We start from the raw sequence: 15468 nt of genomic DNA, 5'->3' as shown, positions 1-15468 counted from the left end.
TGGAATCTTGATGCCCGAATCCGAAGACCTGGCTGAAATCCGCCGCGCGGTGCAGGCCCTCTGCGCCGAGTTTCCGGGCGAATACTGGCGCGAGAAGGACCGCACCCGCGACTATCCGGGTGAGTTCGTCGATGCGCTGACCCAGGCCGGGTTCCTCGCCGCGCTGATCCCGGGTGACTACGGCGGATCGGGCCTCAAGCTCGATGCCGCCGCAGTGATCATGGAAGAAATCCAGGCCGCTGGCTGCAACGGGGCCAGCGCCCACGCGCAGATGTACATCATGAACACGCTGCTGAAATACGGCAGCGAGGACCAGAAGCGTGCCTATCTGCCCGGCATCGCCGATGGCTCGCTGCGGCTCCAGGCCTTCGGCGTGTCGGAGCCGACCAGCGGCACCGATACGCTGTCCTTGCGCACTGTCGCGGTGCGCGATGGCGATGAGTACGTCGTCAACGGCCAGAAGATCTGGACCAGCCGGGCCGAGCATTCCGATCTGATGTTGCTGCTCGCCCGCACCACCCCGCGTGAGCAGGTGGAGAAGAAGACCGAGGGCCTGTCGATCTTCCTGGTCGACATGCGCAAGGCTGTCGGCAGCGGGATGATGATCAAGCCGATCCGCACGATGATGAACCACTCGACCACCGAGGTGTTCTTCGATGACCTGCGCATTCCGGCGAGCAGCCTGATTGGCGAGGAAGGCAAGGGCTTCCGCTACATCCTCTCGGGCATGAACGCCGAGCGGATCCTGATCGCGGCCGAGTGCATTGGCGATGCCAAGTGGTTCATCAACAAGGCCAGCGACTATGCCAAGGAGCGCAAGGTCTTTGGCCGCCCGATCGGTCAGAACCAGGGCGTCCAGTTCCCGATCGCGCGCTGCTATGCGCAAATGCGCGCGGCGGAACTAATGGTCCACCATGCCGCCCAGGTCTACGACGCCGGCGGCAATCCGGGGGCTGAGGCCAACATGGCCAAGATGCTGGCGAGCGAGGCCAGCTGGGCCGCCGCCGACATGTGCGTCCAGACCTTCGGCGGCTTCGGCTTTGCCGAGGAATACGATGTCGAGCGCAAGTTCCGCGAGGCGCGGCTCTATACCGTCGCGCCGATCAGCACCAACTTGATCCTGTCCTATCTGGCCGAGCATGTCCTCGGCCTGCCGAGAAGTTATTGAGAGTGATCGCACTTGTAAACTTCGTCACCCCGGCCCTGAGCCGGGGTCCCGCTTGTTTCAAGAACAGCGGGACCCCGGGTCAAGCCCGGGGTGACGGAATCTGACAGACTGAGATGTAACGGAACTGAGGGAGGAATACCGATGGCCATCAAGACCCGCATCACCGAACTGCTCGAGATCGAGCATCCGATTGTCCAGGGCGGCATGCAGTGGGTGGGGGTGGCCGAAATGGCCAGCGCCGTGTCCAATGCCGGGGGCCTGGGCATTCTGACCGGCCTGACCCAGCCCAGCGCCGAAGCGCTCGCTGCCGAGATCGAGCGCTGCCGCGGCATGACCGACAAGCCGTTCGGCGTGAACATGACCGTGTTCCCCACGATCAACCCGCCAGACTATAAGGCCTATACCCAGGCGATCATTGATAGCGGGGTGAAGATCGTTGAGACCGCCGGTACGCCCGCCGTGCGCGAGCTGTGGGAAATGATGAAGCCCCACGGCATCAAGATCCTGCACAAGTGCACCGCTGTGCGCCACGCCCTTTCGGCCGAACGCGCCGGGGTTGATGTGATTTCGATCGACGGATTCGAATGCGCCGGTCACCCGGGCGAAGATGACATTCCCGGCCTGATCCTGATCCCCGCTGCTGCTGACAAGGTGAAGATCCCGATGCTGGCCTCAGGCGGCTTTGGCGATGGGCGCGGCCTCGCCGCCGCACTCGCGCTGGGTGCCGACGGGATCAATATGGGCACGCGCTTTACCGCGACGGTCGAAGCACCGATCCACCAGGCCTTCAAGGACGCGATGGTAGCGGGCGATGAACGCTCGACCGACCTGATCTTCCGCACCTTCCGCAACACCGCGCGCGTGGCGAAGAACGAGATCAGCCAGCAGGTCGTCGCCGCCGAGCGCGAGGGCAAGGACTTCAGCGCCGTGGCCGATCTGGTCAAAGGCGTGCGCGGCCGGGAAGGACTGCAGACCGGCGATACCAATCACGGCATCTGGTCAGCCGGCATGATCCAGGGCCTGATCCACGATATCCCGACCTGCGAAGTGCTGGTCAATCGAATCGTCAAGGATGCCGAGGCGATCATCAAGGGCCGCCTCGCCGGGATGGTGAGCTAAGCGAAACTCCAGGTCCGCAAGGGTTCGCCGGCAGTAATCGTGCCGCTGGCCCCCACGGGCTCTGCCCCTTCGCCCTGCAGGCGGGCGATGGTCGCGACATCATTGGTCGGCACATGGGCGAGGGTGCGTTTGCCTTCGCCCGTGCGCGCCACCACCACGCCAGAGCGCGGCTGCCCTTCACGGTCGTAGAACACGGTATAGCTCTCGACCGTCGCAGCGCCGGTATAGTCGTGATCCAGTTCCGGCACCGGGCCGCGCGCGGCATCGGCTTCGGCCTGGAAATCGAAGGAGCGGGGGAAGCTGGCCGCCGGGATCGGCGCGGTGCTGACCGCGATGGTGTGGTTGTGGGTGGCATAGCCGCCATTGGCGAAGAGCAGACCCGTACCGCCGGTGCCGCGCAGCTTCTCGACCATGGAGGCGACCGCGTGGCTCATGTAGTTGCCGATCGGCCCGCCGCCAAAGGTCAGCCCGCCGAACACGGTCGCGGCCTTGTCGACCGGCCAACCGAGCACCCGCCGCGCCATCTTCGGCACGCAGGGGAAGCAGGAATAGAGCTCGACCGCGTCGAGATCCGCAACCGATAGCTGGTTGAGCTCCATCGTCTTGCGGATCGAAACTTCCATCCCGGCACTGTGGACATAGCCGTCGCGCGCCAGGAACGAGTTCGATTCATGCGCCGCTGCGCCGTTGCCGACATAGATCCACTTGTCCTCGGCAATGCCGCGCCGCCGCGCTTCGCCGGCTGACATCACGATGAACCCGGCGCCCTGATTGACCGCCGCATTGGCGACCTGGAACTTGGTATAGGGAAAGGCGATCGGGCGGTTGTTGTCACCCGGCGTGATCACCTCCGCGGCGCTGACCGGCTTGCGGATCCAGGCCGCCGGATTGCTGGCGGCGACCTCCGAAAAGCGGCTCCAGATTTCGCCGCTCTCAGCCTGTCCTTCGGCCAGCGTCTGGCCCAGGTGAGCGCGCAGCGCGTTCTCGTAAAGCGGGTAGACGTCGGTCGGGACGACTAGCCCATGGCTCTGGGCATAGCCCACCTTCACCCGGTGCGTGGCGTCACGCAGCGCATCGACCTTCTTGCCGCCCTGGACCGCAGCCTTGCGCGCGCCAGCGGTGCGCAGGGCCTCGGCCCCGGTCACCAGGGCGATCTTGATCTCGCCTGCGCCGATCTTGTTGGCGGCCTCGTTCAGCAGCAGGATCGGACTGTCGCCATTGGGGCCCTTTGACTGGACCAGTTCGGCATGGCTGGCCCCCAGTGCTTCGGCGACCGGGCCGCTGGCATCGGTTATCTCCGGAAAGGCGATCTGTGCGACAACGCCGATCCAGTCCGCATCGGTCAGCAGGGTGGCGCCCGCATCCGCCTCGGCCGCGCGCAGGGCATCGGCCATCAGCGTCACCGGATCGCGGCCATCCAGCGGGTTTTCCGGCCGGTCGTTGATCTGTCCGACGCCAACGATGACGGGCAGCAGGTCGGGGTTCATCGTTCTATCCCTTGCGCAATTTAATTGATCGGTTAAACCAGTGTCAAAGCAGGTTTGAACCTGCCCCGCAACTGCATTTCATATCAAGGAGGAGCCACCATGGCCGAAGCCTATATCATTGACGCTGTTCGTACCCCGCGCGGGGTTGGCAAGCCGGGCAAGGGTGCGCTCTCGCACCTTCACCCGCAGCACCTTGCCGCCACTGTGCTCAAGGCGATCAAGGACCGCAACGGGATCGACACCAGCACGGTCGATGACATCATCTGGTCGACCTCCAGCCAGAACGGCAAGCAGGGCGGTGACCTGGGCCGCATGGCCGCGCTAGCGGCAGGCTATGACATCTCGGCCAGTGGCACCACGCTGGACCGGTTCTGCGGCGGCGGCATCACTTCGGTAAACCTTGCCGCAGCGACGATCATGTCGGGCATGGAAGACTGCGTCATTGCCGGCGGGACCGAGATGATGAGCTACACCGCTTCTTTCGCCGCCGAACAGGCCAATGCCGGCATTCCGCCGCGCCTGATGGGTTCGGGCAACGAAGCGCTCGACGTGCTGCACCCGCAGAGCCACCAGGGCGTGTGCGGCGATGCGATTGCCTCGATGGAAGGGATCAGCCGCGAGGCGCTCGATGCGCTGGCGCTCGTCAGCCAGGAACGCGCCGCCCGCGCAATCCGTGAAGGCCGGTTCGATCACTCGCTGATCACCGTCTATAACGAGGACGGCACAGTCGCGCTGGATCACGAAGAATTCCCGCGCCCCGAAACCACCGCCGAAGGCCTTGCCGCGCTGAAGCCCAGCTTCGCGCAGCTGGCCGATTTCGACATTGGCGGCACGACCTTCCGCAAGCAGATCAATCGCCGCTATCCGGACCTCAAGATCGAGCACTTCCACCATGCCGGCAATAGCTCGGGCGTGGTCGACGGCGCGGCTGCGATCCTGATCGCCTCGCCCAAATATGCCGAAAAGCATGGCCTGAAGCCGCGCGGCCGGATCGTCGCCTATGCGAACCAGGGCGATTGCCCCACGCTGATGCTTAATGCCCCGGTTCCGGCAGCCAAGAAGGTGCTGGAAAAGGCCGGTCTCAAGGTTGAGGACATCGACGTCTGGGAAATCAACGAGGCCTTCTCGGTCGTCGCCGAAAAGTTCATCCGCGACCTCGATCTTGATCGGACCAAGGTCAACATCAACGGCGGCGCGATGGCGCTGGGTCATCCGATCGGCGCTACCGGCTCAATCCTGATCGGCACCGCCCTGGATGAGCTGGAGCGTTCGGGCGGCCGGTATGGCCTGGTCACCATGTGCGCCGCTGGCGGCATGGCCCCGGCGATCATTATCGAACGGATCTGATCCACATGAGCGCCCTGATCTGCGAGATCTCCGATCACATCGCCACCATCACGCTCAACCGGCCCGAGCGGATGAACACCATCTCCTCGGCTATGTTGGATGAGCTGACGAAGACGCTGGTGGCCGTGAACGAAGATCCCGCAGTCAGGGTGGTTATCCTGACCGGGACGGGCCGGGCGTTTTGCGCCGGGCTTGACCTCAATGAGGCGTCCTCGGGCGAGGGGATCGGTTCGCCCAACCGCAAGTTCCCGGCCACAATCGACCTGCGCAATACCCCGCCGACAGTCCTCTTCGCGATGGATAAGCCGGTGATCTGTGCGCTCAACGGCTCGGCCGCGGGCTATGGAATGGACCTGGCGCTCGGCTGCGACATCCGCATCATGGCCGACAATGCCAAGCTTGCTGCCGCCTTCGTCAAGCGCGGGATCGTGCCGGAAAGCGGCGGCACCTGGTTCCTGCCGCGCATGCTCGGCTGGGCCAAGGCGGCGGAGATCATCTTCACCGGCCGGACCCTGAGCGCGGCCGATTGCCTGGCCGAAGGCCTCGCCAACCATGTCGTCCCGGCAGAGGAATTGGGCGCAAAGGCCCGCGCCATGGCCGAGGAAATCGCAGGCAATGCGCCGCTCGCCGTGCTGGCGTCCAAGCGGATGATGCGGATGGGGCTGGAAGAAGGATTCGAAACCCACGTCCAGCACGTTTACCTGCAACTGCTGCCGCTGTTTGCCAGCGATGACTTCAAGGAAGGTGTCCAGTCCTTCCTTGAGAAGCGTCCCGCCCAGTTCAAGGGGCGCTAAGGCGGCGGCGCCAGGCCCTGCGGGTTCGGCCCTTTATTGCTGGCAGTCCACGCAAGGGCTCAAGCAGCGCCGCAAACTCTTGGTTGAGCGAAGTCCATTCGCGAATCGCGAACAGCTCTTCGATCCGCCTTCGCCAGAAATGGTCATCCTCGATGATTAGGTGCGCGTTCCGACCATCTGCCAATATCTTGCGAGCGGGGCGGGTTGAAACAACCACGAAGCAAGCCAGTCGCGACAGACTGTAAAGATGGTCGAGGACATCATCGAGACAGTCCGGTTCAATATGCTCAAGCACGTCCGTGCATACTACCAAATCAACTGGTAGCGGCGGGCGGTCCTTGCCGACGATGGCGGGATCGAATTCGCAAATCGGGAAATCGACCGCCTTGGCTAGCGTGCCTTGGCCACAGCCATAGTCCAACACCGAAGTCGCCCTATAGCGCGCAACCAAATCAGTCACCGCTTCGGCCCATTTCTGGCCACTGTGGCCATAACTTCCCCCGGCGTGGAGGTCGGCGTTCATCGCCCTGTATTCCTTAGAAATCAGCATTGGGGGTAGGATTCCGGAAGCTTGCTCCAGCGCAATGGGACAAACATCTGTCGACTGGCCCAACGCGTCAAGCTGTCTCGATACAATTGTGGCACAAGCCGAGCCGGGGGAGGCCGGCTCCCCCGGCACAAACTTCTAATCCCTAGGCAACTGCCAGCGTACCGCGCCCGTGTAGCTGCCCGCCACCAGTGCGCCAGTGCTGTCGCTGGCAGGTTCGAATTTGCCGCGCAGCATCAGCTTGTCGCAGGCCGCCTGATCGAGCGCCTCGGTACCGCTGGAGCCGGTCACTTCGCAGCCGATGACCTTGCCGTTGGTGCCGACGCTCAGTCGGAACTTCACGACCCCTTCGGCCTCGCTCCGGATCGCGCTCTGCGGATAGTCATTGGTGGTGACCCACAGGCCCGGATTGCCCTTGGGCCGCGCCGGCTTGGTCGCGAAGGTGGGGCCGGGCGAGGGGGTGGGGCCGGGGAAGGTGACCTCATCGATTCCCAAGCCGCGGTCGCCGGTGCCGATCGGGGGAAGTTCGATCGGCCCGGGCTGGTCGAAGGGATTGCGCGTGTCGGGCGGCGGGGGCGTTACCAGCGTGGTCGTGTCCGGCCTGCCGTGCGGGGTGACGGTCGGAGTCGGTTTGGGCGTCGCTGGCTCGGGCAGGAAGATCGTTTTGATCTCCGGTTCGATCTTGGGAATGATCGTCGCGGCCAACCCCGTCACCAGGGCATAACCGGCGGCAACATGAATTGCCCCGACCATCGCCAGCGTGCCCAGGCGGCGGTTGGAATTGATGGTATCGACATAGGTCATAAGCACCTCTCCATCCTCTTGGCGCCCGGGGCGCCCTGCCATCTGGAGCGGGCCGAGTCGCACCGGGCGACTGCCTTTTGTGTAACATGATAACATCACATAACAATGCCAGAAATGCAGGTTTCCGTAACGTCAACCAGTTGCCAATCGCAATTGATCTTGGCCCTGCTAGTGTTTCCGAAAAGGAGGGACCGATGCCGATTCTCTATGACTATCCCCGCGCCCCCAGTCCGCGCCGGGCCCGGATCCTGCTCGCCGAAAAGGGCATCGCGCATGAGACGAAGATCGTCGACCTGGCCGCGGGTGAGCACCAGTCCCAAGCCTACCGTGCGGTCAATCCGGGGCTGACCGTTCCGGCGCTGGTGCTGGAAGATGGGACCGTGCTGACCGACAACGCCGGGATCGCCGCCTGGGCTGAGGCTTTCAAGCCCGACCCGCCGCTGCTTGGCACCACGCCAGTCGACAAGGCCGAGATCGCCAGCTGGAACTCCAAGGCCGAGGGTGAGTGCCTGATGGCCATTGCCGAAGCCATGCGCAACACCGCCCCGGCGATGAAGGACCGCGCGCTGCCTGGTCCGGTCAATTATGCCCAGATCCCCGAACTGGCCGAACGCGGCAAGGCGCGGCTGCTGCACTTCCTGGACAAGCTCGATGCCCACCTGGCAGATCGCGATTATCTGGCCGCCAGCGGGTTCTCGATTGCCGACATCACCTGCGGCGTCGCGGTCGACTTTTCGCGGGTGCTGCGGATCGATCCGGGTGAGGGGCGGCCCAACGTCGCCGCCTGGCGCGCCCGGCTCGCCGCGCGGCCTAGCTGGAGCCTGTAGCGCCAGATGACTCTCTCGCTCACCGTTCACGGCGCCGCCCAGACGGTCACGGGTTCGTGCCACGAGCTGCGAAGCGGCAAATCCCGCATCCTCCTCGATTGCGGGCTGTTCCAGGGATCGCGCTCGCTCGAGGCGCTCAACCACGAACCCCTGCCGTTCGATGTCCACGGCCTGGATGCAGTGGTGTTGAGCCACGCCCATATCGACCACAGCGGCCAGCTGCCGCGGCTCAGCGCCGCTGGCTATAAAGGGCCGATCTGGTGCACCGAAGAAACGGCCGAACTGCTTCAGTTCATGCTCGCCGATGCGGGCCGCATCCAGGAATACGAAGCCGAACGCCGCAATCGCCGCCGCGACCGGGCGGGCGATGATCCGTTCAAGCCGATCTATACCGAAGCCGATGCCATTGCCGCCGCCCGGTTGGCGCGGGTGGTGAAGCTGGGGGAATGGATCGAACCCGCCCCCGGGTTTCGCTGCCGGCTGTGGAACGCGGGCCATATCCTGGGGTCGGCCTCGATCGAGGTTGAGGCAGAGGGCACCCGGCTGCTCTATTCGGGCGATATCGGTCCAGACAACAAGGCCTTCCATCCAGACCCCGCTGCGCCCGCCGGGTTCGATCACGTGATCTGCGAAAGCACCTATGGCGATCGCACGCGCACCAAGGTCAGCATTGCCGAGCGGCGGCAACTGCTGGAGGCGGAGATCCTTGCCGCCCGGGCGCGCGGCGGCAACCTGGTGATCCCGTCCTTCGCGCTTGAGCGGACCCAGGAGCTGTTGCTCGATATCGCCACGCTATCCAGCGCCGGGCGGATCGGCAATGCGATGGTCTTCGTCGATAGTCCGCTGGCTAACAAGGCAACCACCGCCTTCCGCAAATATGTCGACCAGCTGGAGGATACCGGCGGGCGCGATGTCTTCGGCCACCCATCAATCCGCTATGTTAATGACGTGGCGGAATCCATGAAGCTCAACACCATGTCAGGCGCGATCATCATGGCCGCATCGGGCATGTGCGAGGCGGGCCGGATCCGCCACCACCTGTTCTACAACCTGCCGCGCCGCGATTCGACGATCCTGTTTGTCGGCTTCCAGGCTGAAGGATCGCTCGGCCGGGTAATCCTGGAAGGGGCCAAGCGGGTGCGGATATCGGGCCGCGACGTGCAGGTTCGGGCCCAGGTGCGCGAGATTGTCAGCTATTCCGCCCATGCCGACCAGACCGAATTGCTGGCCTGGATTGCCGAACGCGGGCCGATTGCGGGCAGCCTGCTGCTCGATCACGGTGAGAAAGGTGCAATTGAAGAGCTGCGGCGGCTGGCTGAAAGCCAGGCGCTGGCGCCATCACTGATCGTGCCAGAGATCGGCGAAACCTGGGAACTACCGCCCGGCCAACCGGCACGGCGGACGAAGACTGGCCGCACCGACCTCCGCCCCGCTCTGGGCCGCGACTGGCAGAACGACTATGCCGACCTTGCCACCAGCCTCAAGCGGCGGCTCGCGGCGATCCGCGATGCCGAGGCGCGGCAGAAGGCGATCGCTCAGATGCGGGCGGTGCTGGATAGCTATGGCGCCTATCGCGAGCACAAAAAGGGCAAGCACCACTAAGCCGCCGTCGCCTGTTCGCGCAGGGTCTGCCGCCAGGTCCAGGGCAAGCGCAAGCGGGAAGGGCACAAGCCGATCCGCGCCCGGCCGCGCGCCTTGGCATCGGTCACGGCGAGCTCGGCACAGCGCAGGCTGGCGTCGTTGTCGGGGCCGAGCAGGGCCAAGCCGATCGAAGCGGTGAAGGGCAGCTCGCCCCGCTGCGCGCCGCTGGCGACATTCGCGAGGGCGCTGGTAATTGCGCCCGCGGTCGTGCGCGCTTCAGACAGATCTGCCCCCGGCATTATCACAGCAAAGGTCTCGCCATCGGTGCGCGAAAGGATGTGATCGGGCCGCGTCACCTGCCGCAGCAGTCCGGCAAAGCTAACCAGAAGCCGATCGCCCGCCGCATGGCCGTAGCGCAGGTTGAAGACTCGGAAGCGGTCAAGATCCACCAGCGCCAGGGCACCCGGCACATCCTGCTCAGCCAGATGCGCCAGCATCGCCATAAATGCGGTGCGGTTGGTAAAGCCGGTCAGCGGGTCGGTCATCGCTGCGGCAAAGGCCTCGCGCTCCAGCCGCCGCCGTTCGGTGATCGAACGCAGTACGCAGATAGCGCCTAGGCTGTGGTCCGGGCCGAACGTGACCGGATCGATCCGCAGCTCATGCCACTCGCGCGCACCATTGGATCCGCGCAGGGCCAGTTCGATCCAGTCAGAGCGGCGGTCTTGGGCAAGTGCAGCGGCATAGGCCTGGCGCAATCGCTCGCGCTGGCGCGGCACCGCCAGATCCCACAACGGTCGCCCAATTGGATCGCCCGGCAAAGCCCCGCACAGTTCGGTGATTTGTCCTTGCCGATCGCAGGCCAGCGCGATCTCGCTGCTGACCCCGGCCCATAGCCGCAACAGCACGCCATCGCCGCGCGGCACGAAGTGTACCCCCATTTTCGTCGCCCCCGTTTCGAGCGCCGCCGTTGGCCAAGGTGCCCCCTCGCCAGACTTGCGCCGTTAGCCAATTCTCGCACCCTGCCGCCTTGACCTTGTTAGCCTTGTAAGCTAACAAATATATAAGCGAATCAGTGTGTTAGATATTGTTTACCATGTTTGAGGCTGTTGATAAGCGGTCTCTCGCGGGTGACCGTGATTGGGTATGCCTGCTACCTTCGGCCCGCGCGGGAACCGTCAAAGTTCGATCAGGATCCGCACCCGGGTTGGCAGGGTTCCGGCTGCCGCCGCGATCTTCACGCGCGCCTCTTCGACCAATTGAGTAACCTGGTTGTTAGGCTCGGTACCGGTCAGCGCGGTTTCCTCCACGCCCAGGCAGGCGGCCAGCAGGCCCAGACGATGCGGGGCAGGGCGCGCGCGGTCCTGCTCCCAGGCCCAGACGGTCGGGCGACTCACGCCCAAAGTGCTTGCCACCTGGCCCAGAGTCATGCCGCGGGCGTGGCGCGCTGCGGCCAGGCGCCGGCCCAGGGTCGGGCCGGCCGGGGCGGGGGCAACCGGCCTCTCTGGCTCGGGCGCAGCTGGCGCTACGACCCCGCGCAGCTGACTGGCGCTCAGCGTGGCGCGGTTGACCGGCGCGCTAAAGCGGCAACCGTGGAGTTGACCGCTGACCCAGATCACTTCGGCTTCAACGGTCCCCGCCTCGGGCAGGGTCAGGTTGAACCATTCGCCTACCGCCAGCGGCTGTGCGGTTTCCATCAGCAGGCCGCTTTCGGAGATATTGTGCACCGTTACATTGGCCTGGGAGCCGTTGAGTTCTCCCGTCACTTCCAGCCGCAGGTTACGGCGCTGGGCGCGCTCGCCAGGGGCGGTCTCGGGGGCGGGGTTAGGGTCGATCCGTCCTGCAATAGCCATGCCCCGGGGTGACCGGGCAGGAGTTAAGAAGTCCTTACCCGCGCGGCGAACGGAGCCGAAAGATGCGATGATCCGTCGCTGCTCGCCCTAATCCGATCCATGCGGCTCGTCCTGCCAGCTCAGATTGCCAGCATAACGCTTTGCCAGCTGTCCGTTGTCGGCGATGACAAACAGGTGCAGCCAGCGGTTGTCGAACAGCGCCCGCACCTGCGGATGCTTTTCGAGGACCGCCGTGACCGCTTCGACGGGGGCTTCAAGGCAGACCGATAGCCGCAATGGCTCGTGCATCAGCTTCTCGCCATCGTGAACCGATTGCCATGCCAGGCCGGCGCGCATGTTGCCGCCATTTCCTTCAAGGACGCCGATCCCGCCAACAACGTTGTGCAGCAGCTTGTTTCCTGCCCCAAAGGCCGCCGGCGCAACAGTCGAGCCGTAGTATTGCAGGCTGATCCAGCTGGCGACGACGACTGGCGCGGTCAGGATCAGTTCGAGGACGGCGAAGCCATTTGTTGCATCCTTGCGCCAGTCATAATCGTGAAGGAAGGCTCTGCCATCCAGCGCGCAGCCGTGGGTGCGGGCGCGCGGCGCGGCGATGAAAGCCTTGCAACCGGCCAGGCCCCATTCGGGGCGCACTTCGGCCCAGTCCCGGGCGCGGCGAGCGATATCAGCCTGGCCATCGGCATGCGGCAGGCGCGCCGCGCGCTCGGCGCGGGCCAGGGCGCTGGCGTTGTCCAGCCAGGTGCGCACCTGGTTAAGGCCGGCCGGTGCTGCCTCGCTAAGGTCACCGTCGTAAAGCGTCACGCGGTCGGTAGTGGTATCATGCAAGGCAGCGATAAAGGCCGTGCCCTGCGGGATGTGGATCCCGCGCTCGGCCAGTCCGGCGCGCACGGCGCGATCGTTAAGCAAGCCGGCCAGAAGCCGGGCATTCACTTCGCCTGAGTAACCCCCGCAGGCGCCGCAGTTGAGACCGCTCGCATGCGGGTTGTTGGTTACATTGGCACCGTGTCCCGCGATCAGCACGATCGGTGCGAAGCGGGCGGTTAGCGACATCGCCTTGAGGATCGTCTCGGCCGCGCTGATCCGTGCGTCAGGCGTGAGGTCCGGGACAAGGCGCGGCATTGGCTCGTTCGGAGCCTTTGTTCCGTGCAACCCCAGCGCATCTCGCAGCAGCTTGACGGCATAGAGCGGCCCGGTCGCTTCCACGAACGCGAACGAGGATACGGCGGCAAGCTTGAAGCGGCCCCAGGCCCGCTTCGCGCGCAGGGCGAAGCGGGTGGTCTGGTCCTGCGCTGCGTGCCGCTCGTCGCCAGACACAGACTGAAGCGCGGGATTGAGCAGAACCGGCAAGCGGTGCTCGGCAGTATCGGAAGCAAAGCCGCGATGTTCGGTCGCCACTCCGAAGAACCCTGCGAAGCCGATGGTCTGGATGGCCGAATCGACACTTTCGAGTGCACGCCGGTACACTTCCGAACGCACGTCGATGCAAAATGCGGCCTGCAATGCCGGTTGGTCCTGGCGTTGTTGCGATCCGGTCATCGCCAGGCTTTCGGCCAGTTCGCGCTGCGATGCCCGCTCGGTTGCTTCCTGGAGGATCTCGTCAACCAGATCGTCGGCATCGGCCAGAGCTTCGCTTCCATGGTCGGCGCGGACGGCGGCCCATTGATGGGTGATCGCAGTCTGGTGCTGGAGATAGAGCGATTCTTCCCACAGCAAGCGGATGGCCAGCAGATCGGCCAGGGTCATATCGGTGTCGCCCCGCAGTTCCGCCTGCCAGAGCTTGTACCGCGCATATTGCGCCCAGCCGCCAAGCGTAAGGAGCAGCTGGTGAAAGTAGCTGGCCAGCGCCGCTTCATCGAGGTCCAGCGTGTTCACCGCGCGGCCTATCAAGGCCAGCGGATCCTGCGGCGCCTCGGCCACGATCCGGGCAAAGCCATGCAGCCCCATGATCTCGGGGGTCAGGTCATGGGTCGCATTGGACCGCCAGGCAGCCCATGCGGAGTGGCCGCGGATCACCGGCCACAACGCCTGACCTTCGTCGAAAATAGCCAGCCAGCCATGATCCCATGCGGTCGGCCACAATGCCCGGCCAGTCGGTGCCGCTGGCCTTGGCTGCAAGCTCGGCAACGTTGGCCAATGCCGCCGGTGCGGGCCGATCAAGCGCAATCGCCGCCTGCAATTCAGCAAGGTTGGCGGGCTTGGCCGGGTGGCGTGATGCAGCCAGCGCGGCGGCAAGATCGGCCTCGGTGATGGACCCATTGGCGATCCGTTCGCGGTACCAGTCGCGCGGCATGGTCACCGGCACGCCGCCAACCTTGCGGAGCCGCGCAGCGGCGTCGGCAAGCGTCTCGCCGTCTGGCCAAGGAACGGATTGACCGCGACCGAAGAGGCCAGCGGCCAGGCCGGCGGCACCTGCCGGACGGCATGGTCGATGGCTTCCCGAATTGCAGTGGTCACGGCGATGGGCTCGAATGCGGCGGCGGAAAACTGCGCTGTCATTGGATGGAGTCCTTGTTTCGATCGGTCAGCGCGGGCAGCCGCGTTGACCAGTTGCCGATCAGCCGGTCGAACACCGGCATTGGCGTAAAGCCCGTTGGAAAGGTGGACGCGCAGGCCCGAAGCGGCCGGGTGCGTCGCCCAGAGCGGGAAACAGCGCCTGGGCAACCGCGGTCAGGCCGAAGCTGGCAACCGCAAGCGCCAGCAGCGTCCATTCGAGCGGGCCGGGGGCCGGGGGTCGCCGGAAGCGTTCCCGGCGGTCAGCCATTCGGATCCGCGCTGCAGGCCGAAGTAGCCCAGCGAGGCGAGGGTCGAATAGAGCGCAGTCTGCCGGGTCAGCTGGCGCGGCGCCTTGTCGGCAAGGCCTTGCGCCAGGAGGTAGGCCACCCGAAGACCAGGATCGCGCCCAGGCCGATCGCTTGCGGCGGCTTGTCACCCAGGCCGAACAGCGCCCGATCGCGGCGTAGATCGCCAGCGCCAGAGCAAAGGCCGCCGCAACGTTCCGTCCGCTTGGTACGGCGACTGGGCCCGGCCGGCGGATTGCCGCGACAACATCCACCGCCGTCCCCGATGAGAGGAACGCATGGGCCTTGTAGAAGGAGTGCGCGACGATGTGCAGCAGCGCGAGCGGGAACAGCGCAAGGCCGCACTGCATGATCATGAAACCCATCTGCGCGATGGTCGACCAGGCGAGCGAGTTCTTGACCGCCGGTTGGCCCAGCATCGCCAATCCGCCCAGCAGCGCAGTGAAGCCGCCAATCATGACCAGCACCGCCAGCACGCCGGGCGTAAGCAGCATGATGTCCGCAAACCGCACCAGCAGGAAACCGCCGCCGTTGACCACGCCGGCATGCAGCAGGGCCGAAACCGGCGTGGGCGTGTCCACCACTTCGGTCAGCCAGCCGTGGGTCGGGAACTGCACCGATTTGAGTACCGCGGCGATGGCAAGCAAGCCGGCCGCGACCTGTGCGCCAACCGGCGCCAGGCCGCCGCGCGCATCGGCCTGGATCGTCGCCAGATCGATCGTGCCATAGGCTTGCCACAGCAGGACCGCGGCCCCCGCCAAGGCTGCGTCGCTGATCCGGGCGACGATGAACTTCTTGCGCGCTCCGCGGATCGCCTGCAGCCGTTCGGGATAGAACAGCAGCAAGCGATGCAGACACAAGCTGGTGGCGATCCAGGCCACCACCAGCTGCACCAGGTTGCCGGCCAGGACGAACAGCAGGACATTGGCCAGCGTCGCCGCCATCCAGCCGATGAACGCGCCCTGGCGCGCTTCGCCGTCAAGATAGTTCGCCGAATAGCGCAGCACCGCCCAGCCAATGGTCGCGATCATGGCCAGCATCGTGGCGCTTACCGCATCGAGCCGGATCGAAAGGCCGATCCCGCCCGCGCCGATGAAACGCCGATGTCGCCGATCCGGTGGAAACCAGTTGCACCACGCTGGCGAT

Annotated in this window: 15 protein-coding genes; 6 read left to right on the top strand and 9 right to left on the bottom strand. The window is 65.2% G+C overall.

The genetic code is table 11. The features are described 5' to 3' along the window. The first annotated feature begins 10 nt into the window (after positions 1–10). Both FRF71_RS00060 and FRF71_RS00055 read left to right on the top strand, forming a co-directional pair. A complete protein-coding gene (locus FRF71_RS00060) occupies positions 11–1168 on the top strand; it encodes an acyl-CoA dehydrogenase family protein (protein WP_147088625.1) in 1158 nt (385 codons plus the stop codon). Between the two features lie 141 nt (positions 1169–1309). Continuing rightward, positions 1310–2287, top strand: coding sequence for an NAD(P)H-dependent flavin oxidoreductase (locus FRF71_RS00055; RefSeq protein WP_147088624.1), 978 nt, complete (start codon positions 1310–1312; stop codon positions 2285–2287). Here the strand turns inward: FRF71_RS00055 and FRF71_RS00050 are convergent. Next, positions 2284–3774, bottom strand: a complete 1491-nt coding sequence (locus FRF71_RS00050) for an acetyl-CoA acetyltransferase (RefSeq protein WP_147088623.1) — start codon at positions 3772–3774, stop codon at positions 2284–2286. The genes FRF71_RS00055 and FRF71_RS00050 overlap by 4 nt on opposite strands. A gap of 99 nt (positions 3775–3873) precedes the next feature. On the opposite strand from FRF71_RS00050, the gene FRF71_RS00045 reads away from it, so the two are divergent. Both FRF71_RS00045 and FRF71_RS00040 read left to right on the top strand, forming a co-directional pair. Then, a complete protein-coding gene (locus FRF71_RS00045; protein ID WP_147088622.1) occupies positions 3874–5121 on the top strand; it encodes an acetyl-CoA C-acetyltransferase in 1248 nt (415 codons plus the stop codon). A 5-nt stretch (positions 5122–5126) separates the two neighbouring features. After that, positions 5127–5915, top strand: a complete 789-nt coding sequence (locus FRF71_RS00040) for an enoyl-CoA hydratase/isomerase family protein (RefSeq protein ID WP_147088621.1) — start codon at positions 5127–5129, stop codon at positions 5913–5915. On the opposite strand, the gene FRF71_RS00035 is transcribed toward FRF71_RS00040, so the two are convergent. Together FRF71_RS00035 and FRF71_RS00030 are read right to left on the bottom strand one after the other, a co-directional pair. Next, positions 5902–6465 (bottom strand): methyltransferase domain-containing protein, encoded by a 564-nt coding sequence (locus FRF71_RS00035; RefSeq protein WP_147088620.1) that lies wholly within the window; start codon positions 6463–6465, stop codon positions 5902–5904. The two genes, FRF71_RS00040 and FRF71_RS00035, sit on opposite strands and share 14 nt — an antisense overlap. A gap of 135 nt (positions 6466–6600) precedes the next feature. After that, complete coding sequence (locus tag FRF71_RS00030; protein WP_161597854.1) at positions 6601–7266, bottom strand: energy transducer TonB; 666 nt, start codon at positions 7264–7266, stop codon at positions 6601–6603. Between the two features lie 194 nt (positions 7267–7460). On the opposite strand from FRF71_RS00030, the gene FRF71_RS15490 reads away from it, so the two are divergent. Next, entirely contained in the window at positions 7461–8093 is a 633-nt protein-coding gene (locus FRF71_RS15490) for a glutathione S-transferase family protein (RefSeq protein WP_192900019.1), read from the top strand. Between the two features lie 6 nt (positions 8094–8099). Then, positions 8100–9695, top strand: a complete 1596-nt coding sequence (locus FRF71_RS00025; RefSeq protein ID WP_192900018.1) for an MBL fold metallo-hydrolase — start codon at positions 8100–8102, stop codon at positions 9693–9695. On the opposite strand, the gene FRF71_RS00020 is transcribed toward FRF71_RS00025, so the two are convergent. The 6 genes from FRF71_RS00020 to FRF71_RS00005 all read right to left on the bottom strand — a co-directional run bounded on the left by FRF71_RS00020 (position 9692) and on the right by FRF71_RS00005 (position 15362). Further along, positions 9692–10612, bottom strand: a complete 921-nt coding sequence (locus FRF71_RS00020) for a sensor domain-containing diguanylate cyclase (protein ID WP_147088618.1) — start codon at positions 10610–10612, stop codon at positions 9692–9694. The genes FRF71_RS00025 and FRF71_RS00020 overlap by 4 nt on opposite strands. Positions 10613–10849: 237 nt before the next feature. Continuing rightward, positions 10850–11524 carry a PilZ domain-containing protein gene (locus FRF71_RS00015; RefSeq protein ID WP_147088617.1) on the bottom strand — a complete coding sequence of 225 codons (675 nt, stop codon included), beginning with the start codon at positions 11522–11524 and terminating at the stop codon, positions 10850–10852. A gap of 87 nt (positions 11525–11611) precedes the next feature. Then, the gene (locus FRF71_RS00010) at positions 11612–13537 is read right to left on the bottom strand and encodes a YbcC family protein (RefSeq protein WP_272949949.1); all 1926 of its coding nucleotides are present in this window, start codon (positions 13535–13537) and stop codon (positions 11612–11614) included. Further along, positions 13485–13826: a putative inorganic carbon transporter subunit DabA gene (locus FRF71_RS15665; RefSeq protein ID WP_272949948.1), complete on the bottom strand. Its 342-nt coding sequence runs from the start codon at positions 13824–13826 to the stop codon at positions 13485–13487. Before FRF71_RS15665 ends, FRF71_RS00010 begins: the two co-directional genes overlap by 53 nt. Beyond that, complete coding sequence (locus FRF71_RS15560) at positions 13817–14020, bottom strand: DUF2309 domain-containing protein (RefSeq protein ID WP_238339306.1); 204 nt, start codon at positions 14018–14020, stop codon at positions 13817–13819. The genes FRF71_RS15665 and FRF71_RS15560 overlap by 10 nt, the downstream gene beginning before the upstream one ends. A gap of 58 nt (positions 14021–14078) precedes the next feature. Next, positions 14079–15362 (bottom strand): proton-conducting transporter transmembrane domain-containing protein, encoded by a 1284-nt coding sequence (locus FRF71_RS00005; RefSeq protein ID WP_238339304.1) that lies wholly within the window; start codon positions 15360–15362, stop codon positions 14079–14081. Positions 15363–15468: the final 106 nt, after the last annotated feature.

This window comes from Novosphingobium ginsenosidimutans (assembly GCF_007954425.1).
GTDB classification, from domain to species: Bacteria; Pseudomonadota; Alphaproteobacteria; order Sphingomonadales; family Sphingomonadaceae; genus Novosphingobium; species Novosphingobium ginsenosidimutans.
Note: the sequence above shows the minus strand (reverse complement) of the source record. Positions and strands in the feature narration are given on the sequence as shown.